The following is a 21,348-nucleotide window of genomic DNA, read 5'->3' on the forward strand; positions in this document are numbered from 1 at the left end:
TCAACTCCTCGTGTGGTTTCGAGTGGCGATCAACAGCAGCGCCGCGACCAGCGCGCTCGCGCCGAACAGGATGAAGTTCGAACCCGCACCCAGCCCGGCGGCCAGCAGCCAACCCCCGAGCTGCGGCGCGGCGACGGCGCCGACCCGACCGACGCCCAACGTCCAACCGAGCGCGGTGCCGCGTAGTTGATCCGGGTAGTGGGAGGCGACGGCGGCGATGATCAGGCACTGTGTGCCGTGAGTTCCGACCCCCGCCAGCACGAAGATCGCATACATCGCGGGCAGGGGCGGCCCGGCGAGAAGCCCCAGCAACGCCACACCCGCCAAGAGGGCCGCCGCGATACTCGTGGGCATCGTGCCGAACCGCACACCGCCCCAGGCGGTGATGAACGATCCCGCGACCGCGCCGAGATTGAGGGCGAGCGCGAACGTCAGCGCGCCGCCCAGTTGCGTGCCTCCGCTGGCCATCAGCTTCGGCAGCCAGGTGCCCAACCCGTACCACGCCAACAGTGTGGCGACGGTGGCCAAGGCGAACAGCACGCTGATCGTGCGGAACTGTGGGCCGAGCACCGCGCCGAAACCCTGCCCTCGGTTGTGTGCCGGATGCCCGAGCGGGCGGTCGGGCAGCGTCTTGGCCGCGACCGGCACCAGCACGAGAAGGGGCAGCAGCGCGAAGGCGAACATCGGCTCCCAGCCCCAGTTGGGGATCACGGGTATCCCGACCACCGCGGCGATCGACCCGCCGATCGGAACGCCCGACATCATCATCGTGGCGATCGCGGCGCGCCATTTCGGCGCCGTCAGGTCGGCTGCGAGGGCGTTGGCCGTGGGGACCAGACCTCCGAGACCGAGGCCCGCGATCAGGCGCAGGACCCCGAAGGTCACCGGCCCGGGAGCCAGCGCGCACAGCGCGGTGAAGACTGAAAGCACCACCGCGCAACCGATTACGGCGCGCTTGTGGCCGATTGCGTCGGAGACCCGACCGGCCAGCACAGCGCCGATCATCATGCCGAGGAACGCCAAGCTGCCGAGCGTGCCCGCCGCCGCGGCGCTGATACCCCAGTCGGCCTGCAGGCTGGGGATCACGTTGCCGTAGACGATCAGGTCGTAGCCGTCGAACACGACGAACAGCCAGCACACCGCGACTGCGATGACCGAGGTGCGGTTCAGCCGAACCACCGGTGTCGGTGCGGTGCCGATAACAGCCATGCGTCAACAGTGATGGCGGCCACAGCCGCCCAGCAATATAGTTCTTCTGTGCAGAAAAAGCCGGGTCCGGCGCTCGAACCGCCGAGCTACCTACTGGAGTCGGTGGACAACGCTCTGCGCCTAGTGCAGATGCTGCGCGACGTGGGGGCGATCCGGCTGAAGGAGGCCGCACAGGAATTGGCGATCGCGCCGTCAACCGCCCATCGACTGCTGGCGATGCTGGTCTACCGCGGCTTCGCGGTTCAGGACGAACGACGGTTGTACCACCCGGGGCCGGCCATGGGCGCCGGGCCTGCGCAGCGCGGCTGGACCCGGGAGTTCACCGATGTCTGCACGCCGCACCTGGAGACGCTGTCGCTGGTCTGCGGCGAGACGGTCAACCTGGTGATCCGGGTTGGCACGCAGGTCCGGTTCCTGACGTCGGCGGAATCCACGGCGATGCTGCGTGTCGGCGACCGCAAGGGCCAGGTGTTGCCGGCCGAACGCACGGCGGGTGGACGGGCGCTGCTCGCCGAACTCGACGATGCGCTCATCGCCCGCCTCTACACCGGCCTCGCGCCCGACGAACTCGCAAAGTTCGCGACCGAGCTGGCAGGTATCCGCGCGGCGGGCTTCGCACTCAACGTCGAGCAGACCGAAGAGGGCGTCGCCGCCTTCGGCGCCGCGGTGCACAACCGGTCGGGCCGGGCCATCGGCGCGATCAGCGTCGCGGTGCCCATCATCCGCTACAAGCGGCACACCCACGGAGGCCTGGTGAAGCAGTTGCGCCGAGCCGTTCATGAGATCGAAGTGGACCTCGGCGACCGTTTCGACGGGGTCGACGCCTGACGCGTAAGCCGGCCCGGGATTCTGCACAACAGAATTAGGTGTCGGTTGTGGCGTGGACCGCCTTAGCGTCGCAGCATGACCACCATCACACCCCTCCGTGAAGTCGATGAGTTGGCCCGGCTGTACACGGAATTCGATCGAGCCAACCTCAACCCGCTGTGGACCCAACTGGACTCGCTGATGCCGGTCGCGCCCACCTCGCGCGCCGTTCCGTTCGTCTGGAGATGGTCGACGCTGTATCCGCTGGCCCAGCGCGCCGGTCAGCTGATCCCCGTGGGCCGCGGCGGCGAACGGCGCGCCATCGCACTGGCCAACCCCGGCCTGGGCGGCGTCCCCTACGCGACCCCGACGCTGTGGGCGGCGATCCAGTATCTCGGCGCGAGAGAAACCGCTCCCGAGCACAGGCACAGCCAGAATGCATTCCGGTTCGTGATCGAGGGCGAAGGCGTGTGGACCGTCGTCAACGGCGACCCCGTGGCGATGCGGCGCGGTGACTTCCTGCTCACCCCGGGCTGGGCGTTCCACGGCCACCACAACGAAACCGACGAGCCGATGGCGTGGATCGACGGCTTGGACATCCCATTCGTGCACTACACCGACACCGGATTCTTCGAATTCGGCGCCGACGGGGTCACCGACGAATCCACCCCCGATATCTCCCGTTCCGAACGGCTGTGGGCCCACCCGGGGCTGCGACCGCTGGTCGGGCTCGACGCGCGGACCAGCTCGCCAATCGCCGCGTATCGGTGGGAGCACACCGACGCCGCGTTGTGCGAGCAGCTGGCGCTCGAAGACGAAGGTTTCGCCGCCACAGTCGAACCCGGCCACGCCGCGGTGCGCTACACGAACCCCACCACCGGCGGCGATGTGCTACCCACGATCCGCGCCGAGTTCCACCGACTACGTGCCGACGCGCTGACCCGGACGCGACGTGAGGTCAGGTCGACGGTGTACCAGGTGTTCGACGGGGAAGGGAAGTTCCGGCTCGGCGACTCCGTTCACCCCGTCGCCAAGGGCGATCTGATCGTCGTGCCCTCATGGGTCGACTGGTCGGTGTGCGCCGAGACCCAACTCGACCTGTTCAGCTTCTCCGACGCTCCGATCATGGAGCGGCTCGGATTCAACCGCACCCTCACTCACCAAGGAGCCTGACATGAGACTCGCCACCCTGCGCATGGCCGGCGGCACCGCCGCCGTCCGCGTCGACAGCGTCGACACCGCCACCGTGATCCCCGGCTACACCGACCTTTCCGCACTACTCGCCGACACCGACTGGCGGCTCATCGCCGAGCGCGCAGCCGGTGACGAGGTCGACCTGGCGGGCGCCGACTATGCACCGGTGGTTCCGCGGCCCGGCAAAATCGTCTGTGTCGGACTGAACTACGCCACTCACATCAAGGAGATGGGCCGCGAACTGCCGCAGCATCCGACGCTGTTCGCAAAGTTCGCCGACGCGCTCACCGGACCCTACGACGACGTGATCGTTCCCGAATATGCCGCAGGACAGTTGGATTGGGAAGCCGAGCTCGCATTCGTCATCGGCAAGCCGGCCTACCAGGTGCCCGAAGCGCAGGCAGCCGACTACATCGCCGGTTACTCGGTGATCAACGACTACACCATGCGCGACTTCCAGTACCGCACACTGCAGTGGGACCAAGGCAAGAACTTCGAGAAGACCAGTGGATTCGGACCGCACCTGGTGACCGACTACACGCTCGGCACCACCATCGAGGCCCGCCTCGACGGCGAAGTCGTGCAGCACGCCAGCACCGACGACCTGGTGTTCACACCCGAGGCACTCGTCGACTACATCAGCCACATCGTCACCCTGCAGCCCGGTGACGTCGTGATCACCGGAACCACCGGCGGTGTCGGGCACGCACGCAAGCCGGCCCGCTACATCGGCAACGGGCAAACCGTCGAGATCAACATCGAGGGCATCGGTTCGGTCAAGAACAAGACGATCGTGAAGTGACACATGAGCTTTCACGACCTCGCATTGCCGGATCGACTGCTGATCGCGCGGCGTGGGACATCGTACTTCGCTCGGCATCTCGCTGATCTGAGCGACGCAGCGCTTGACGGCGACACCCTGTTGGACGGCTGGACCCGCCGTCACCTGGTGGCACACGTCGGCTACAACGCCGCCGCACTGTGTCGTCTGCTGGATTGGGCGGTCACGGGCATCGAGACTCCGATGTACGAATCCAGCGAGCAGCGCAGCCGGGAAATCAAGGAAGGCGCCACACTCAGCGCCGCGGCACTGCGAAACCTGTTCGATCACACCGTCGCCCGGCTCGACAAGCAATGGCGGACGCTGCCGTCCGCCGCGTGGTTGGCCCAGGTCCGAACCGCACAGGGCCGTACCGTCCCGGTGTCCGAAACCGCCTGGATGCGCACGCGCGAGGTCTGGATTCACGCCGTCGACATGGACAACGGTGGGCGTTTCGGCGACCTGCCCGATGTCGTGCTGGAATCGTTGTTGTCCGACATCGTGGCGATGTGGCGGAAGAAGAATCTCGGCGGCGGTCTGGTGCTCGAGGTGACCGGCAGCGTGCCCGTCGTCATCGGCGATGGTCTGCCTCGGCACACGATCAGCGGCCCGCTGGCGTCGGTGGTCCGGTGGGCGGCCGGACGTGGCGCGGTCGGACTCGACGGTGACGCACCCGACCCCCCGCCCTGGCTCTGACACGGGGTGGTTCACCGTATCGGCGCCGTGCGACATACGGTCAGACCGTGAACTTCGAGGAATACCGCCGTCACGACGCCACCGGGTTGGCCAGGCTCGTCGCCGACAAAGAGGTGACCGCCGCGGAGTTGCTGGACCTGGCCAGGAACCGTGCGGCCGCGGTGAACCCGCGGATCAACGCGATCGTGCGTGACGTCCCGGCCTCGCCTGCGGATGCGTCGTCAGGCCCGTTCTCGGGAGTTCCGTTCCTGATCAAGGACCTCGCCCAGGACTACGCCGGGCTGCCGACGTCGCGGGGATCGCGCGCCCTGATGTCGAAACCGGTGGCCGAGCACTCAGAGATCGTGCGGCGGTGGCAGGACGCCGGATTGGTCATCTTCGGTAAGACCAACACCCCCGAGTTCGGGGCGAAGGGGATCACCGAACCGGACGCGTGGGGCCCTGCGCGCAATCCGTGGGACCTGACCCGGACGCCGGGCGGCTCGTCGGGCGGCTCGGCTGCCGCGGTCGCGGCAGGGATCGTGCCGTGCGCCGGGGCGAACGACGGCGGCGGTTCTATTCGGATACCCGCGGCGTGCTGTGGACTGGTCGGCCTCAAACCGGGCCGCGGGCTGACGCCGTCGGGACCGGCGACGGGTGAGTCCATGCACGGCGCGGCCGTACAGGGCGTGGTGTCGCGGACCGTGCGGGACACGGCGGCGATGCTCGACGTCATTCGGGGGGGCGAACCGTGGGGCCCGTACGTGCCCGGTGTTCCGTCCTCGACATTCGCGTCCTGTGTGGGAGCCGATCCCGGCACCCTTCGTATCGGCGTGCGGGTCCCGTCGGCGATCAACCCGTCCCCGCATCCGGAAGCCGCCGCCGCGGTCGAGGCGACCGTACGCTCGCTGACCGAGCTCGGCCATCACGTCGAGGAACTTCCTAGCGCCCCCTTCGACGACGCGGCCCTGGCGCGCGACTTCCTGCTCACGTGGTTCGTCTACACGGCGTGGGAACTCGATGAGGCCAAACGCATCTCGGGTGCCGGCGACGATTCGTTCGAACGCGACACCCTCATCCTCGCCGCGCTCGGCAGGACCACGAGCGGCGTCGACTACGTGGACGCCGTGCAGCGGCGTCACGAACACACCCGCAGGCTCACCACGTTCTTCGAGTCGTACGACCTGTTGTTGACACCCGGGCTGGCGACCCCGCCGCCGACTATCGGCGAGTTCGACCTGCCGGTCGTGCTGCAGCGCGCCGCCGACGTGCTGATCAAGACGCGCACGGCAAAGGTGTTGCGCTTCACCAAGATCGTCGACGACATGGTGGACAAGAATCTCGGCTGGGTGCCCTACACCCAGCTCGCCAATCTGACGGGCCGCCCGGCGATTTCGCTACCGCTGCACTGGACGGCGAACGGGCTGCCCCTGGGGGTCCAGTTCGTCGCACCGCTGGCGGGCGAGTCGCTGCTGATCCGGTTGGCCGCCCAGCTGGAGCAGGCGAAGCCCTGGTCCGATCGCGCGGCCCCGATCTAGCGGCCCGAGCGCCGTTGGCGCAGCTTCGCCGCTTGCATGATGAGGTGGTTGCGCTCCGCGAGATTCTGTGCTTTTGCCGCGGCCTCGGCGTAAAGCTCTGCAGCCGTGGCAAATTCCCCGGCCCGCTCGTGGAGGTATGCGGCCGAGGCGGTGTAGCGCGGAAGCGCCGGATCGAGCTCGGACAGCGCCGCAAGCCCCGCTTGTGCTCCGCCGGCCTCGCCGACCGCGACGGCACGATTGAGTCGCACCACCGGGCTGTCCGTGAGGCCTACCAACTCGTCGTACCACTCGACGATCTGCACCCAGTCGGTTTCCTCGGCGGTCTGCGCGTCGGCGTGCAGTGCGGCGATCGCGGCCTGCGCCTGGTACTCCCCCAGGCGGTCCCTGACCAACGCGGCCTGCAGCAGGCCCACGCCCTCGGTGATCAGGTCGCGCCGCCACAGCCGCCGGTCCTGTTCGGCGAGCGGCACGAGGCTGCCGTCGGCGCGTGTGCGGGCCGGGCGCCGCGCATGGTGCAGCAGGAACAGCGCGAGCAGGCCCGCGACCTCGGGATCGTCGGTGGCGGAAGCGAGTTGGCGGGCGAGCCGGATCGACTCGGCGGCGAGGTCGACTTCACCGGTGTAGCCCTCGTTGAACACCAGGTACAGCACGCGCAGAACGGTGTGGAGGTCGCCGGGACGGTCGAGGCGGACGTCGCTGACGGTGCGTTTGGCCCTGCTGATCCGTTGTGCCATGGTCGATTCCGGCACGAGGTAGGCCCTGGCGATCTGGCGGGTCGTGAGGCCACCCACAGCCCTCAGAGTCAGCGCGACGGCCGACGCGGTGGTGAGGCTGGGATGCGCGCACAGGAAATACAGCTGCAGCGTGTCGTCGACCGGCGCGGCCGGACCCGGCGCCGGTTCGCCGGCAACCTGCCGCTCGCGGCGGTGCCTGGCGACGTCGGATCGGGTGAGGTCGACGAACCGGCGCCAAGCGGTGGTGATCAGCCACCCCTTCGGGTCGTCCGGGCGCCGGCCCGGCCAGGTGTCGAGCGCGCGCAGAAGCGCCTCCTGAACGGCGTCCTCGGCGGTCGCGAAATCCGCCCCACGGCGGACGAGTGTTGCCAGCACCGCGGGGATCAGGTCCCGCAGCTGGGCCTCGTCCACCGCGTCGGGCATCACTCGGTGACCGTCGGCGGTGCGGTCAGAAAAGGCTGGACCTCCAGCCATTCGTGGATCGGGCGACCGCCCGCGCCCGGCGCCGCCGACAGTTCTCCGGCCAGTTCGACGGCGCGTTCGTAGGAGTCGACGTCGATGACCATCCATCCGGCGACCAGATCCTTGGTTTCGGCGAACGGGCCGTCGACCACGGGCGGTTTGCCCTCACCGTCGGAGCGCACCCATGCCCCCTCCGGGGCCAGGGCCGCATGGGTGACGAACTCGCCGGTGTCCTCCAGGCGTGCCGCGAAGTCGTTCATATACCGAATGTGCGCCTCGATCTCCTCGGGCGTCCACCGGTCCATAGGCAGGTCGTTGACGCTGGCCGGCGCGCCCCGGTAGTGCTTGAGCAGCAGATACTTGGCCATGACTTCGTCCTCCGTTCTTCGGGTCGCGACCCTAGTTGGTCGCTCACCTGTGGGACGGATCCGTCGGGCATTTCTCGACATCGTCATCCATCCGCACTACGTCACCTGGCTATCGTGCAGCCATGAGCCTCGTGACCTACGAGTTGGACGATCACATCGCCACCATCACCTTCAACCGTCCCGAAGCGCGCAACGCGATCAACGGCGAGATGCGGCGCGACCTGAACGCGGCCTGGGAGCGGTTCCGCGACGACGAGGACGCGTGGGTCGGGATCCTCACCGCGAACGGCGACGTGTTCTGTGCCGGCGGTGACCTCAAGGACGGCGAGGGTTCGGTCGGCACCTTCGGGGGCACGTTCTGGGAGAAGCCGACGATCAACTCGTTCGAGAGCGGCATGGAACTGTTCAAGCCGACGATCGCGGCGGTCAACGGCCCGTGCATCGGCTACGGTCTGACCGGCGTCCTGTTCTGTGACTTCGTGATCGCCTCCACCACAGCGACTTTCGCGTTCCCTGAGGTGTCCCTCGGGGTGCCGACGATCGTCGGCGCGATCCGGCTGCCCGAACGCGTCCGGTGGGCCGACGCCATGGAGTTGTTGTTGACCGGTAAGCCGATCGACGCCCAGCGTGCCAAGGAGACCGGCCTGGTGTGGCGACTGGTCGAACCCGGCGACCTGCGGGCCGCTGCGCGGTCGTGGGCGCGCACGCTCACCGAGGCGGCGCCGCTGGCGCAGCGCGCCACCAAGGAGGTGGCCTGGCGCACGGCCAACATGGGCTGGATCGAGTCGGTCCGGTTCGGCGAGACGATGCGCAAGGTGGCCGCGGCAACCGAGGATGTGCACGAGGGCATCAAGGCGTGGCGGGAGAAGCGCCCACCGCGTTGGCGCGGTCGCTGACGGGCTTTCCGGTCACGCCGTCGTGGGTTCTGACTCCGCCTCCTGTCGCTCATCCTGTAGACGGTCCTTGCTGCGCAGCAGACGAAGCAGCGTCACGAGCAGCAGACCGCCCACCACGTTGCCGACGACCGTGTAGGCGAACCACGTCGCCCAGTCGCCGTAGCCGAACGGGGCGCCGGCGATGAGCGCACCGAAGATCAGCAACGAGTCCAGGATCGAATGGAACATCTGCAGCCCGGCCAACAGGAAGCCGCCTGCGACCGCCGCGGCGATCTTGCCGAACGTCGACTCGGTGCCGTGCTGCATGCGCGTCATCAGCGTGATGACCATGCCGCCCAGCAGTGACAGTGCGACCGTCTCCGCTGAGATCGGGGCGGTGGCGAAGTGGGTGCCCGACTCGATCGTCTGCGCATGAAGTTTCGGGAAGCCCGTCATGATCAGCCACATGATCGCCCAGCCCCCAACGAGATTGGCGATCAGCGTTCCGATCCACAATTTCAGCAGCTGCCCGACGCTGGCGCGTTTGGCCACGACCGTGGTAACGGGCACCAGGAACCCCTCGGTGAACAGCTCGCTGCGGCCGAGCAGCAGGGCGAGGAATCCGATCGAGAACGCGATGCCGGCGAGCAGGTGGTTGTGGGTGGCGGCCAACACCGACAGGTAGGCCAGGACGCCCACCGCGACCTCGGTCCCGCCGAAGAAGCCGGTGACCAGCACTTCGCGCCATGCCCGGTGCAGGCGTTGGGTGCCCTCGTCGACCATCCGCTGAAAGGCGCCCTCTAACTCGTCCTCGATCGGACTGTCCGAATCGCCCACCTGCCGTCGCTGCGTCTCATTCTCACCCATGTGCGGGTCCTTCCCGATTCGATGACGGTCAGGGGTACCCGTCCCCCGCCGCCCCGAAGCCTCCGCGGATTACCCGGGCCTCGGCGCATCGTTGTCGGCCGGCCACAACGGAGGACGCCAGTATTGTCGTTTCTCGGCAAAGCTCGCAGGTCAGATGGGGTGCACGATGGGGGTAGGACGCAGCCCCCATAGTGAGAGGAGATGACGGTGCGCAGCCCGCATGGCGACGATCACCCCCGGCCGGCTGTCCGGTTGGGTGACGACCAAGAGTGGGCCACCTTCACCCTCCGCATGCCCCGGTGGTCGACGCTGGCGCGGTTGAGGGGCGACAATCCGCTGGTCCGCTCCGTGGATCGGATCGAGGCGCTGATCATGACCTTGGTCGTCGCCCTGTCCGTTCTCGCCGTGCCGATCGCCGGCGCCGTCGGAACCGCGCTGTTCGACTCCAAGCGCGCGGCTCCCCATGCCGCGATGGAAGCGGTCACGGCCGGCGCACTCGTCCTGCTCGCGGTCCTCGGAACGGCCGCAGCCGTTCTCCTGATCACCCGCGCGGTGTGCAACCGCGCCCGCTCCGCCAGGTGGCAGCGCGGCCTCGACAGCCTGATCGACGGTCGGGGCCAGGCTCGTATGCAGTAGCTGACCGGGAGTGTGGCGACCGCCCTCGCATGTCCCAACGGGAAACCCGCCGGTGTCGCGATTCGTGATTTACACCGGGCCTTTCGGGCCCAACCATGGACCCAGCTAGCCACGAGAGGCGGTTGGGATGACGATCAGTGTGGCCGAGCGCGCGGAACTGCGTTCGGCGGTCCGCGAGCTGCTGGGTGACAGGTGCACCGAGGACCACGTGCGCGGGGTGATGGCCTCTGACGACGGCTTCGACCGCGACCTGTGGCGCCAGCTCGCCGAGCAGGGCTTGCTCGGCATGCTCGTCGACGACGAACTCGGCGGTCTGGGCTTCGGCCCACTCGAGCTCGAGGCCGTCGCCGAGGAGACGGGCGCCGCACTTCTGCCCGCACCGTTCATCTCCAGCGCGGTGTTGACGGTCGCGCTCATCTCGGCCGCAGGCTCTGACGAGGACAAGCGCCGACTCCTGCCCGGACTCGCCGCCGGCGCGGCGATCGGCACGGTCGCGGTCACCGGGCAGTCCGGCACTTGGACCGCCGAGGGCGTCGACGTCGAAGCCGGCGCCGACGGCACCCTCACCGGCGCCGCGCACTACGTCACCTGGGGTCAGGCGGCCGATGTCCTGCTCGTGGTCGCGCGCACCAGCGACGGCGTCGGCGTCTTCGAGGTGGCCCCGGACGCCACCGGTTTCACCCGCACCGCGGTGACGGTTTTCGACCCGACCGTGCGGCTGTCGACGTTCACCTTCGCGGCTACACCCGCGCGGCGGCTCGGTACCGCGGGATGGGACGCCGTACAGGAGGCCCTGGATTACGCCGTGATCGCGTCGGCCGGTGAGCAGGTGGGCGGCTCCCGCCGGCTCTTTGACATCACCGTCGACTACCTCAAGACGCGCGTCCAGTTCGGCCGCCAGATCGGCAGCTTCCAGGCGCTCAAGCACATGGCCGCCGACCTCCTCATCGAGGTCGAGAACGCGACGTCGGCCGCCCAGCACGCCGCCGCCGAGAAGGCCGCGCGACGTGAAACCTCCGACGGTGCAGTCGCATTGGCGGGTTTCGCCTGCGCGGAGGCCTACGAGACCGTCGCCATGAACGCGATCCAGATGCACGGAGGCATCGGTTTCACCTGGGAGCACCCCGCCCACCTGTTCCTGCGCAGGGCGCGCACCGGCCTGCAGTTGTTCGGCGGCCCGCGCCTGCATCGCGAGCGCTACCTCGTCTCGAAAGGTGCCTGACATGACCAGCCCCCTGCCCACCGCCGACGAGCTGCGCGCCGAGGTCCGGGAGTGGTTGCGCGACAACTGGACTCCACTTCCCAAATCCGACGACCCGTGGGCGTCGTCACCCGAGCGGATCGCCTGGCTGGAGAAGGTGCTCGACGCCGGTTACGCCGTGCCCACCTATCCCACCGAGTGGTTCGGCCGCGCATATCCGAGTGACCTCGCGGCCGTCATCGGCCAGGAGTTCTCGGCTATCAAGGCGCCGGGGTCGCGGCAGGACAAGTACAACATCCCGGCCAACACCACGCTCAAGCTCGGCACCGAAAGAATCAAACAGGACCTGCTGCGCGACTTCCTGGTCGAGCGGTCCCGCACCTGCCTGCTCTACAGCGAACCGGGCGCCGGTTCCGACCTGGCCAGCGTGCGCACCACCGCGGTCCGCGACGGCGACCAGTGGGTGGTCAACGGTCAGAAGGTGTGGACGTCGGGCGCACTCACCGCCGATTACGCCCTGCTACTGGCCCGCACCGACTGGGATGTGCCCAAGCACAAGGGGCTGAGCCTGTTCATCATGCCGATGAAGCAGCCGGGCGTCGAGGTCCGCCCGCTGGTGCAGATCACCGGCGAATCGCACTTCAACGAGGTGTTCATCAACGATGCGACCGTCTCCGACGACTATCTGCTTGGCGGCGAGGGCAACGGATGGCGGGCGCTGCAGACCGCGCTGGCCTACGAGCGCTCGATCATGGGCGACAGTGGTCGCGGCTCGCGTAACCGCAAGGCGGACAGCCTGATCGAACTCGCCCGCGAGCACGGCGTGCTCGACGACCCCGCGGTGCGCTACCCGCTGGCGAAGGTGCTGGCGATGCGGGAGCTGAACCGGCTCAACAACGCACGCGCGAAAGCCGCGACGACACAGGGCACGTCGAGTTCGATCATGTCGCTGGGCAAGCTCGCGATGTCGAAGATCCTGCACACCGAGGCGGCGATGAAGACGCAGATCATCGGCGCGCAGGCCCTGTTGGCGGGTCCCGAGAACCCGGTGGCCGACGACGTCAACTTCCTGACGCTCAACGCGTTCTTCACCTCGATCGGCGGCGGGACCGACCAGATTCAGCGCAACATCATCGGCGAGCGCGTGCTCGGGCTGCCCAAGGAGCCCGAGGCCGATCGCGACATCCCCTTCCGTCAGGCCCGCAGGAGCTGATCTGTGTCCCGCGCCGCCGCATACGATCCGCCGTTGTCAGGGACGCGGATCCTCGATCTGAGCTCGGGCCCGATGAGCGCCGTCGGCCGACTGCTCGCCGACCTCGGGGCGCGCGTGACCGTGCTGCGTCTGCTGGGTGTGACCGACGGCGACGTGGTGGGTCCGCGCGTCGCAGGGGTGCCGGTGCAGACCGCCATCGACCGGCACGGCATGGAGACGGTCGAGCTGGATCCTTCAACCGCAGCGGGCCGCGACGAGTTCGCGAGAGTGCTTGCCGGGACCGACATTCTGATCGAGAACACCCGGCCCGGGTCGCTCGCCGAGGCGACGCTGGCGGTGCGTGAGATCCGTAGGCAGCACCCGCAGCTGGTGATCCTGTCGCTCAGCGACTTCGGCCGCGACAACGACTACCGCACGTGGCAGGGCACCGGCCCGGTGTTCCACGCCTTGTCCAGCGAGCTGTCGCGCTCCGGCATACCGGGCCGCGAGCCGTTGGTACCGCCTGCCGAACTGCCCTATCACGTGGCCGCCGCGCAGGCCGCGGTGATGACCATTGCCGTATACCTGGACCGCCTGCGCACCGGCGAGGGCGACCTGATCGACTTCTCGATCCTCGACGGGGCCATGCAGACGCTCGACCCGCCGTTCGGCTCGGCGGGCAGCGCGTCGGCGGGCGTCGCGGTCAAGATGCAGCAACGCGACTGGGATGCCGAACGCCAGCGCTATCCGATCATCCCGTGCAAGGACGGCCATGTCCGCATCTGTATCCTGGCCAAACGGCAGTGGCGCGGAATGTTCACGTGGATGGGCAGCCCCGAGGAGTTCGCCGACCCGTCCTACGACAAACTCGGAAAGCGTTTCCGCTCACCGCATCTGCTCGACGCCATCGCCCGCTTCTGCGCCGACAAGACCCGTGCCGAGCTGGAGTCCCAGGGCCAGGCCCACGGTGTCCCCACCGCGGCGGTGCTGACCCTGTCGGAGGCGTTGACCGCCGAACACTTCAGCGCGCGTGGCTTTTTCCGCGACGTGGAGCTTGCGCCCGGCGTGGTGGCCCCGATCCCGGTCGGCGTCAGTCAGATCGACGGACACCGCGCCAGCGCACTCGACTCGAACTCCGCGGAGTCCGAACGTCTCACCGCCGCTCCACTGTTGGCAGGCCGGCAACGCAGAGGCGAGGGGCGGCCGCTGGAAGGGATACGCGTCCTCGATCTCGGGGTCATCGTCGTCGGCGCCGACACCGGCCGGCTCTTCGGCGATCTGGGCGCCGACGTCGTCAAGATCGAACACTCCGCTCATCCCGACGGGCTGCGCGTCGGCAAGCTCACCACGATGACCCAGCCGTTCGCCGCGGGACACCGCAACAAGCGCTCGATCGGGCTCGACCTGCGCACGCAGGAGGGCCTCGGGCTCGCCCACCGCCTGGTGCGGGACGCCGATGTGGTGCTGACGAACTTCAAGCCCGGCGTCGCACAAGCGCTGGGCATGGACTACGCGACGCTGCGACGGATCAACCCGGGCATCGTGGTGGTGGACAGTTCCGCCTTCGGTCCCGACGGTCCGTGGGCCAAACGCCTGGGCTACGGGCCGCTGGTCCGCGCCGCGGTCGGGTTCACGAGCCAGTGGGTGTACCCGGGCGAACCCGAGACCTTCTGCGACACCGTGACCGTCTACCCCGACCACGTGGCGGCCAGGATCGGCGCTCTGTCCGCGATCGCGTTGCTGCTGCGCCGGGAACGCACCGGCGAGGGCGGGTCGGCGAGCATTGCGCAGGCCGAGGTGATGCTGAGCCACGTCGCCGCCGACATCGCCGCCGATGCGCTCGAGCGTGCCGGACACCCCCGCTCCGACGCGGAACGTGGGGCGCCGTGGGGACTGTTCCCGGCCGCGGGCGAGCACAAGTGGATCGCGATCACCGTGCGTGACGCCGCCGAGTTGCAGGCACTGCGCTGGGTCATCGGCCTGCCCGGCGACGGTGCGATCGACCTCGACGCGGTGCGCGCCTGGACATCCCGGCATTCGCCCACCGAGGCGATGGAACGGCTGCAGGCCGCGGGTGTGCCCGCGGGCGCCGTCATGCACGCCGACGAGCTCCCATCCTGGGGGTACTACGAGCAGCGGCGGTCGTTCCGCGAGGAGCTTCATCCGCACGCAGACGTCCCATTCACGATGGAGAACGTGCAGATCCACTGCGATCACGTCGCCGATCCGCCGTTACGCCAAGCCCCCCTCATCGGGGAGCAGACCGCCGAGATCGCCACGGAACTTCTCGGACTGAGCCCCACGGAGATCGAGGCGCTGCACCGGCGCGGAGTGCTCGAGACCACCAACGGCGACGTGCACATCTGACCGGGGCGCACCGGTGATCTCGTAGCATTCGGGGTGCACGGCCACCCGTTCGAGACACCGCAGGAATCGACATCGACTTCACCAGGCTCAGGTATTTCGTCGCCGTCGCCGACGAACTGCACTTCAAGCGGGCCGCCGACAAGTTGATGATCACGCCGCCCCCGCTGAGCAAGCAGATCAAACTCCTCGAGAAGGAGCTCGGCGGAGCGTTGTTCGAACGCGGCTACCACGACGTGCGGCTGAGCCCGCTCGGTGAACGGCTGATCGGCCCCGCCCGCGAAATCCTGCGACAGATCGAGGAGTTCAAAGCCACTGCCAAGCAGAGTGTGCAGGGTTCGGCGCCGCTTCGGCTGAGCGCCACCGCCTATGCGCCGTCCGACCTGCTGGCCCAACTGGAGACGGTGTTGGCCGGCCTGCCCGGGCCGACGGAGTTCCGCGTTCCGGGTTCGGGCACCGAGGTCGCGGCCAAGCTGATCGCCGGACAGGCCGAAGTGGGTTTGATCCACCTGCCGGCCGGTGACAAGCGCCTGCGCCACAAGGTGGTGGCCAGCTACCAGGGTGCGGTCGCGGTGCGGTTCGACGACCCCCTGGCCGCCAAAGACCTTGTGACGATCGACGAGTTGCGTGACCGGGAGGTCGTGATCGACTTCGCCCGGCCCAATCCCGTGGTGCTGGCCGGGTTGACCCGACAACTCAACAGCCGCGGCATCCACCGCATCGTGCGCACGACGAACCAGCGCGGTGGTGAACTCGAGATGGCCACTCAGGTGTTCAACCGGCATCTCGTCGCGCTGGTGAGCTACGCACCCGACTCGTTCATCGGCAAGATGTTCTCCCCGCCGGAGTTCAAGCTGGTTCCGATCGACGAAACCAATTGGCCCCCAGCGCGAATCGCGCTCGCTTGGGCGCCCGAACGCTTGCGGAGCAGGCTCGCCAAAGTCGAGCTGGCCGCCGAGCAGATCGCCGACCGGCTGGGCCCGGTGCATCGAGGTGCCTGAGGGTTCGCTCACCGACATCGCCAAACGGCTCGGCGCCGACCCCGACGAGCTGTTCGCGTCGTTCGCCGCCTGGGCCGAGGAGAACGGCACCGTGCTGTATCCGGCGCAGGAGGAGGCGCTGATCGAGTTGGTCAGCGGCGCCAACGTCATCCTGGCGACGCCGACCGGTTCGGGCAAGTCGCTGGTGGCCACGGGCGCGCTGTTCGCAGCGCTGGCTCGATCCTCCCCGAAACATGGCCGCAGCTTTTACACCGCCCCGATCAAGGCACTGGTCAGCGAGAAGTTCTTCGCCCTCTGCGAGGTTTTCGGCGCGGCCAACGTCGGCATGCTGACCGGCGACGCCGCGGTCAACGGCGAAGCGCCGATCATCACCTGCACGGCCGAGGTGCTGGCCAACATCGCGCTGCGCGAGGGCTCGGACGCGGACATCGAGCTGGTGGTAATGGACGAGTTCCATTTCTACGGCGACCCGGACCGCGGCTGGGCGTGGCAGGTTCCGCTGCTCGAGCTGCCGAAGGCACAGTTCCTGCTGATGTCAGCGACGCTGGGCGACGTCTCGTTCCTGCGCGAGGACCTCACCCGACGCACCGGCCGGCCGACAGCGTTGGTCACCAACGCCGAACGCCCGGTGCCGCTGTACTTTTCGTATGCGACCACCCCGATGCACGAGACGATCGGCGATCTGCTCGAGACCGGACAGGCCCCGATCTACGTCGTGCACTTCACCCAGGCCTCGGCGCTGGAGCGCGCGCAGGCGCTGATGAGCGTCAACGTCAGCACCAAGGAGGAGAAGGCCGAGATCCGGGACATGATCGGCGCGTTCCAGTTCTCGACGGCTTTCGGCACGACGCTGTCGCGGTTGGTGCGCCACGGCATCGGCGCGCACCACGCCGGGATGCTGCCGAAGTACCGGCGCCTGGTCGAACAGTTGGCGCAGGCCGGTCTTCTCAAGGTGATCTGCGGCACCGACACATTGGGCGTCGGCATCAACGTGCCGATCCGCACGGTGGTGTTCTCCGCGCTCTCGAAGTACGACGGTGTGCGCACCAGGTTGCTCAACGCGCGCGAGTTCCATCAGATCGCAGGCCGGGCCGGGCGGGCCGGCTACGACACCGCCGGCACCGTCGTCGTGCAGGCACCCGACCATGAGGTGGAGAACCTCAAGCAGTTCGCCAAGGTGGCCGACGACCCCAAGAAGCGCCGAAAGCTGGTGCGCCGCAAGGTGCCCGAGGGCATGGTGCCGTGGAGTGAGTCGACGATGAAGCGGCTGATCGAGGCCACTCCCGAACCGCTGACCAGCAACATGCGGGTGTCGACGGCGATGCTGCTGGAAGTCGTTGACCGTCCCGGGGATCCGTTCGAGGCGATGCGTCGGCTGCTGACCGACAACCACGAGCCACGCAAACGGCAGCTGCAGCACATTCGCGAAGCCGTCGGTACCGCGCGGTCGCTGCTGCAGGCCGGTGTGGTGGAGCGCCTCGACGAGCCCGGCCCAGACGGGCGCAGATACCGCTTGACCGTCGACCTGCCGCCGAACTTCGCGCTGTATCAACCGTTGTCGACCTTCGCACTGGCCGCCGTCGATGTGCTCGATCCGGACGCGGATACCTTTGCACTGGATGTGGTCTCGGTGATCGAGGCGACGTTGGAGAATCCGCGCCAGATCCTGGCCGCGCAGCTGAACAAGGCCCGAGGTGAAGCCGTCGCGGCGATGAAGGCCGAGGGTATCGAGTACGACGAACGCATCGAACTTCTCGACGACGTAACCTACCCCAAGCCGCTCGAGGAGATGCTCGAGCACACCTTCGAGGTGTACCTGCAGAGCAACCCGTGGGCCGCCGACGCGCGGCTGTCCCCGAAGTCGGTGGTGCGCGAGATGTGGGAACGCGCCATGACGTTCCGCGAATACGTCAGCGAGTACGGCCTGACCCGCGCCGAGGGTGCGGTGCTGCGCTACCTGTCCGATGCGTACAAGGCGCTGCGGTCGGGGGTACCCGCCACGGCCAGGACCGAGGAACTCACCGATATCGTCGAGTGGCTCGGTGAGCTTGTCCGCCAGGTGGATTCGAGCCTGCTCGACGAGTGGGAGCAGCTGACCAGCCCCGACCAGCCGCACGACACTCCGGTGGCGGTGCCTGCACCGCCGCGCCCGCTGACCGGCAACCAGCGTGCGTTCACGGCGATGGTGCGCAACGCGTTGTTCCGTCGCGTGCAGTTGTTCGCCCGGCAGCGCTGGGACGAACTCGGCGCGCTGGACGGCGGTTCGGGTTGGACGGCGCAGCGCTGGGAGCAGGTCGGCGACGACTACTTCGGCGAACACGACGGCGTCCGCACCGGCGCCGACGCTCGCGGTCCGGCGCTGCTGATCATTGACCGCGCACCCGAGGTGTGGCGAGTGCGACAGATCTTCGACGACCCGGCGGGCGACCACGACTGGGGCTTCACCGCCGAGGTCGACCTTGCCGCCTCCGACGAGGCCGGCGCGATGGTGTTGCGGGTCATCGACGCGGGCCGGTTGGACCAATAGCCTGGGGCGATTAACGCCGGCGCCTCGGGGGTACCAACACAGGCATGACATCTCCGAACGAAAATGTAACGCCCGAACCGACCGAGAAGGCCGAGGACGTGCTGTCCCCCGCCACTCCAGGCGCCGAAGGGCTGCCGCTGCCCGATGAGGCCGTGGACAAGCCGTCGGAGGGCTGACCGGGCGCCTCGGTCACCCGGCTGGAATCAGCGTCGGCGGCGCCGCGTTGTGACGGTTCATGGCCGTTGACGATCTCTTCCAACCGTTCACCGTCCGCTCGTTGACGGTCCCGAACCGGTTCGCGATGGCGCCGATGACTCGACAGGCCTCGCCCGATGGCGTTCCGGGTCCCGACGTGGCCGAGTACTACCGCCGGCGAGCCGCGGGCGGCGTCGGGCTGATCATCACCGAGGGCATCCGGCTGCCGGACCCGGCCGCCGGATATCCGTCCAGCATCCCCACGATCGCGGGCGACGAGGTGCTCGCCGGCTGGCGGCGAGTCGTCGGCGCGGTACACCGAGAAGGCGGCACGATCGCCGCTCAACTGTGGCATCAGGGCGTGCAGCGCGACGACACCGACGGTGTGGTGCCCGTCGGCCCCTCGGGTGTCGACGGGCACGGTCGCCCGCGAGGCCGGGCACTTGAGATCCGTGAACTCGGGCGGCTCGCCGACCTGTACGCCGAAAGCGCGGCGAACGCCCGGGAAGTGGGTTTCGACGCGATCGAGCTTCACGGCGCCCACGGCTATCTGCTCGACGAATTCTTCTGGACTCGAACCAATTTGCGCACTGACAAGTATGGCGGTGCGCTGGGTTCGCGGACGCGGTTCCCTGCCGAGGTGGTTGCCGCTGTGCGCGAGGCAGTCGGCCCGGACTTCCCGATCATCTTCCGCTTCTCGCAGTGGAAGGGCACCGATTACGCCGCGACCATAGCCGACGACCCCACCGAGCTCCAGGAGCTGCTGAGCCCCTTGGTCGACGCCGGCGTCGATGTGCTGCATCCGTCTACCCGCCGGCACTACGTGCCCGCCTTCGGTGATTACGACCGCGAGTTGAGTCTCGCCGGGTGGACGAAGAAGGTCACCGGCCTGCCGGTGATTGCGGTCGGCTCGGTCGGCTTGGAGACCCAGTTCCGCAGCGAGAAGCAGGGCGAGGTGATCCAGCCCGCTCCCGTCGACCGCCTTGTCGAGCAGTTCGACGCCGATGAGTTCGACATCGTCGCGATCGGGCGGGCGCTTCTTGCCGACCCCGCCTGGGTGAACCGGCTGAGGCGGGGCGAACTCGACCGGTTCGTCGGTTACGACCCCGAGACCGCGCTCGCGAAGCTGGCCTGACAAGGCTTGGGTTCGAGTCGTTACCCGTTCAGGATTTCCTGCATGGTGGAGATCTCGTCCTGCTGCGTGGTGACAATGCTCCGGGCCATCTCCACCGTCGCCGGGTACTGGCCATGATGAATCTCGTGTTGCGCCATCATGATTGCGCCTTGGTGGTGCTGAATCATCTGTGTGAGGAACAGCCGTCCGGCGTCCGCGCCCTGAGCGCTCTGGAGAGCCGTCATGTCCGCGGCCGACATCATTCCGTGGCCGGCGCCCATGCCGGGCTTGTCACCCATATGGTCGTGATGCCCAGGCATGCCGTCGTGATGTCCGGGCATGTTGTCGTGATGCCCAGGCATGCCGTCGTGATGTCCAGGCATGTTGCCTGGCATGCCGGTGGTCGTCGGCGCCGATGGCGTTGGGGCGACATTCCAGTCGCGCAGCCAGCCTTCCATCTGCTTGATCTCCGGCCCCTGCGCATTCTTGATCTGGTTTGCCAGCGACACGATCTGCGGGTCGATCCCCTGCTTGCCAAGCAGGATATCGCTCATCTCGATCGCCTGCTGGTGATGCGGGATCATTCCCTGCGCGAACGCGACGTCTGCGTCGTTGTGCTTGGCCTGATCGCTGGCGACGCTCGACGGGGCAGACGCGCCGCCCGAAGAAGTCACCGATTCCGACCCTTCCGTTGTCGAAGTCGAACACGCGCCGACGACGAGCGTCGCCGTCGCCACCATTGCCGCGATTCCGTAGCCGCATCGCCTGCACCGCATTATGTGTCCTTTCCTGAAATGAACTGTGGCTCAAGTCAGCTGGGAAAGCGTGTCTATAACCGCCGCCAGCTTGCTTCCGACTTCCTCGGCGATCGGTTTGAGCGAGGGCTCCTCGGTGACGTCCACGAGCAACTGCGGATTCATCGCCTCGACGAGGGTGGTTTCCGGGTCCTCTGGATCGCTGCGCACCACGACGTTGCACGGCAGCAGTAGACCGATCTGACGTTGCGCATTGATCGCCCGGTGCGCCAGCGGCGGGTTACATGCGCCGAGGATGAGGTAGCTTTCCATGTCCTCTCCGAGCTTGTTCTTCAGCGTCGCTTTCACGTCGATCTCGGTGAGAACGCCGAATCCCTGATCGGCCAGCGCCTCACGCGTTCGGGCGACGGCATCGTCGAACGAAGTTTTCAGGCTGGTGGCCAAAGCGATGCTCATGATGACTCCTTTCGTCGATCGTCAATTCTCAGGCCAAGGCCAGGAAGAGCTTCTCGAGTTCTTCCTCGGTCATCGGCCTCTCATTGCCCTCTTGGTCGCCGGTCATGCATTCGCGCAGACCCGTCGCGACGATCTTGAAGCCGGCGCGATCGAGCGCTCGCGATACCGCCGCGAGTTGCGTGACGACGTCCTTACATTCTCGGCCCTGCTCGATCATTGCGATCACACCGGCGAGTTGTCCCTGCGCACGCCGCAACCGGTTGAGGACAGCGGCAATGGCTTCCTGGTCACCAACCATGGTTCTCCCTTCCACCTCCATCTGAATGGTACCCCCGGGGGTATTTGCATTGTAGATACC

General features: G+C 67.8%; 21 protein-coding genes. 14 read left to right on the top strand and 7 right to left on the bottom strand.

Annotated elements, in window-relative coordinates; genetic code table 11:
• A complete protein-coding gene (locus CEX87_RS17495) occupies positions 1-1,209 on the bottom strand; it encodes an MFS transporter (RefSeq protein ID WP_094288279.1) in 1,209 nt (402 codons plus the stop codon).
• 48 nt (positions 1,210-1,257) lie between these two features.
• Between CEX87_RS17495 and CEX87_RS17500 the strand changes: the two genes are divergently transcribed.
• The 5 genes from CEX87_RS17500 to CEX87_RS17520 all read left to right on the top strand — a co-directional run bounded on the left by CEX87_RS17500 (position 1,258) and on the right by CEX87_RS17520 (position 6,243).
• On the top strand, positions 1,258-2,037 hold the full coding sequence (locus CEX87_RS17500; RefSeq protein WP_064417801.1) for an IclR family transcriptional regulator: 780 nt from the start codon (positions 1,258-1,260) through the stop codon (positions 2,035-2,037).
• A 75-nt stretch (positions 2,038-2,112) separates the two neighbouring features.
• The gene (locus CEX87_RS17505; protein WP_064396187.1) at positions 2,113-3,189 is read left to right on the top strand and encodes a cupin domain-containing protein; all 1,077 of its coding nucleotides are present in this window, start codon (positions 2,113-2,115) and stop codon (positions 3,187-3,189) included.
• Between the two features lies 1 nt (position 3,190).
• A complete protein-coding gene (locus tag CEX87_RS17510; RefSeq protein WP_064417800.1) occupies positions 3,191-4,012 on the top strand; it encodes a fumarylacetoacetate hydrolase family protein in 822 nt (273 codons plus the stop codon).
• A gap of 3 nt (positions 4,013-4,015) precedes the next feature.
• On the top strand, positions 4,016-4,726 hold the full coding sequence (locus CEX87_RS17515) for a maleylpyruvate isomerase family mycothiol-dependent enzyme (protein WP_064396192.1): 711 nt from the start codon (positions 4,016-4,018) through the stop codon (positions 4,724-4,726).
• Between the two features lie 47 nt (positions 4,727-4,773).
• Positions 4,774-6,243, top strand: a complete 1,470-nt coding sequence (locus tag CEX87_RS17520) for an amidase (protein ID WP_094288281.1) — start codon at positions 4,774-4,776, stop codon at positions 6,241-6,243.
• Here CEX87_RS17520 and CEX87_RS17525 read toward each other — a convergent pair.
• Both CEX87_RS17525 and CEX87_RS17530 read right to left on the bottom strand, forming a co-directional pair.
• Positions 6,240-7,400: an RNA polymerase sigma factor gene (locus CEX87_RS17525; protein WP_198957247.1), complete on the bottom strand. Its 1,161-nt coding sequence runs from the start codon at positions 7,398-7,400 to the stop codon at positions 6,240-6,242. The two genes, CEX87_RS17520 and CEX87_RS17525, sit on opposite strands and share 4 nt — an antisense overlap.
• Positions 7,400-7,807 carry a YciI family protein gene (locus CEX87_RS17530; RefSeq protein ID WP_064417796.1) on the bottom strand — a complete coding sequence of 136 codons (408 nt, stop codon included), beginning with the start codon at positions 7,805-7,807 and terminating at the stop codon, positions 7,400-7,402. The genes CEX87_RS17525 and CEX87_RS17530 overlap by 1 nt, the downstream gene beginning before the upstream one ends.
• 122 nt (positions 7,808-7,929) lie before the next feature.
• Here CEX87_RS17530 and CEX87_RS17535 point away from each other — a divergent pair, with 122 nt between their 5' ends.
• Positions 7,930-8,703 carry an enoyl-CoA hydratase/isomerase family protein gene (locus tag CEX87_RS17535; protein ID WP_064417795.1) on the top strand — a complete coding sequence of 258 codons (774 nt, stop codon included), beginning with the start codon at positions 7,930-7,932 and terminating at the stop codon, positions 8,701-8,703.
• 12 nt (positions 8,704-8,715) lie between these two features.
• Here the strand turns inward: CEX87_RS17535 and CEX87_RS17540 are convergent, their stop codons facing one another.
• The gene (locus CEX87_RS17540; protein WP_064417794.1) at positions 8,716-9,549 is read right to left on the bottom strand and encodes a formate/nitrite transporter family protein; all 834 of its coding nucleotides are present in this window, start codon (positions 9,547-9,549) and stop codon (positions 8,716-8,718) included.
• Positions 9,550-9,756: 207 nt separating this feature from the next.
• Here CEX87_RS17540 and CEX87_RS17545 point away from each other — a divergent pair, with 207 nt between their 5' ends.
• From CEX87_RS17545 to CEX87_RS17575, 8 genes are all read left to right on the top strand, one after another.
• Positions 9,757-10,185 (top strand): hypothetical protein, encoded by a 429-nt coding sequence (locus CEX87_RS17545; protein ID WP_233151426.1) that lies wholly within the window; start codon positions 9,757-9,759, stop codon positions 10,183-10,185.
• 127 nt (positions 10,186-10,312) lie between these two features.
• Positions 10,313-11,407: an acyl-CoA dehydrogenase family protein gene (locus CEX87_RS17550; RefSeq protein ID WP_066810945.1), complete on the top strand. Its 1,095-nt coding sequence runs from the start codon at positions 10,313-10,315 to the stop codon at positions 11,405-11,407.
• Position 11,408: 1 nt separating this feature from the next.
• Positions 11,409-12,599 (top strand): acyl-CoA dehydrogenase family protein, encoded by a 1,191-nt coding sequence (locus CEX87_RS17555; protein ID WP_064417791.1) that lies wholly within the window; start codon positions 11,409-11,411, stop codon positions 12,597-12,599.
• 33 nt (positions 12,600-12,632) lie between these two features.
• Positions 12,633-14,945 carry a CaiB/BaiF CoA-transferase family protein gene (locus CEX87_RS17560; protein WP_269845545.1) on the top strand — a complete coding sequence of 771 codons (2,313 nt, stop codon included), beginning with the start codon at positions 12,633-12,635 and terminating at the stop codon, positions 14,943-14,945.
• Between the two features lie 65 nt (positions 14,946-15,010).
• A complete protein-coding gene (locus CEX87_RS17565; protein WP_094288283.1) occupies positions 15,011-15,943 on the top strand; it encodes a LysR family transcriptional regulator in 933 nt (310 codons plus the stop codon).
• A complete protein-coding gene (locus tag CEX87_RS17570) occupies positions 15,936-18,470 on the top strand; it encodes a DEAD/DEAH box helicase (protein ID WP_233151427.1) in 2,535 nt (844 codons plus the stop codon). The genes CEX87_RS17565 and CEX87_RS17570 overlap by 8 nt, the downstream gene beginning before the upstream one ends.
• 44 nt (positions 18,471-18,514) lie before the next feature.
• A complete protein-coding gene (locus CEX87_RS27850) occupies positions 18,515-18,646 on the top strand; it encodes a hypothetical protein (RefSeq protein ID WP_255361627.1) in 132 nt (43 codons plus the stop codon).
• A gap of 59 nt (positions 18,647-18,705) precedes the next feature.
• Positions 18,706-19,800: an NADH:flavin oxidoreductase gene (locus tag CEX87_RS17575; protein ID WP_094288287.1), complete on the top strand. Its 1,095-nt coding sequence runs from the start codon at positions 18,706-18,708 to the stop codon at positions 19,798-19,800.
• A 20-nt stretch (positions 19,801-19,820) separates the two neighbouring features.
• Here the strand turns inward: CEX87_RS17575 and CEX87_RS17580 are convergent, their stop codons facing one another.
• The 3 genes from CEX87_RS17580 to CEX87_RS17590 are packed head-to-tail and all read right to left on the bottom strand — an operon-like array spanning position 19,821 to position 21,288.
• A complete protein-coding gene (locus CEX87_RS17580; protein WP_066810958.1) occupies positions 19,821-20,555 on the bottom strand; it encodes a DUF305 domain-containing protein in 735 nt (244 codons plus the stop codon).
• 30 nt (positions 20,556-20,585) lie between these two features.
• Positions 20,586-20,990, bottom strand: coding sequence for a DUF302 domain-containing protein (locus CEX87_RS17585; RefSeq protein WP_064396215.1), 405 nt, complete (start codon positions 20,988-20,990; stop codon positions 20,586-20,588).
• Positions 20,991-21,018: 28 nt separating this feature from the next.
• Complete coding sequence (locus tag CEX87_RS17590) at positions 21,019-21,288, bottom strand: metal-sensitive transcriptional regulator (protein ID WP_064396248.1); 270 nt, start codon at positions 21,286-21,288, stop codon at positions 21,019-21,021.
• Positions 21,289-21,348 lie beyond the last annotated feature (60 nt).

The sequence above is a fragment of the Mycobacterium lehmannii genome (assembly GCF_002245535.1).
GTDB lineage: Bacteria > Actinomycetota > Actinomycetes > Mycobacteriales > Mycobacteriaceae > Mycobacterium > Mycobacterium lehmannii.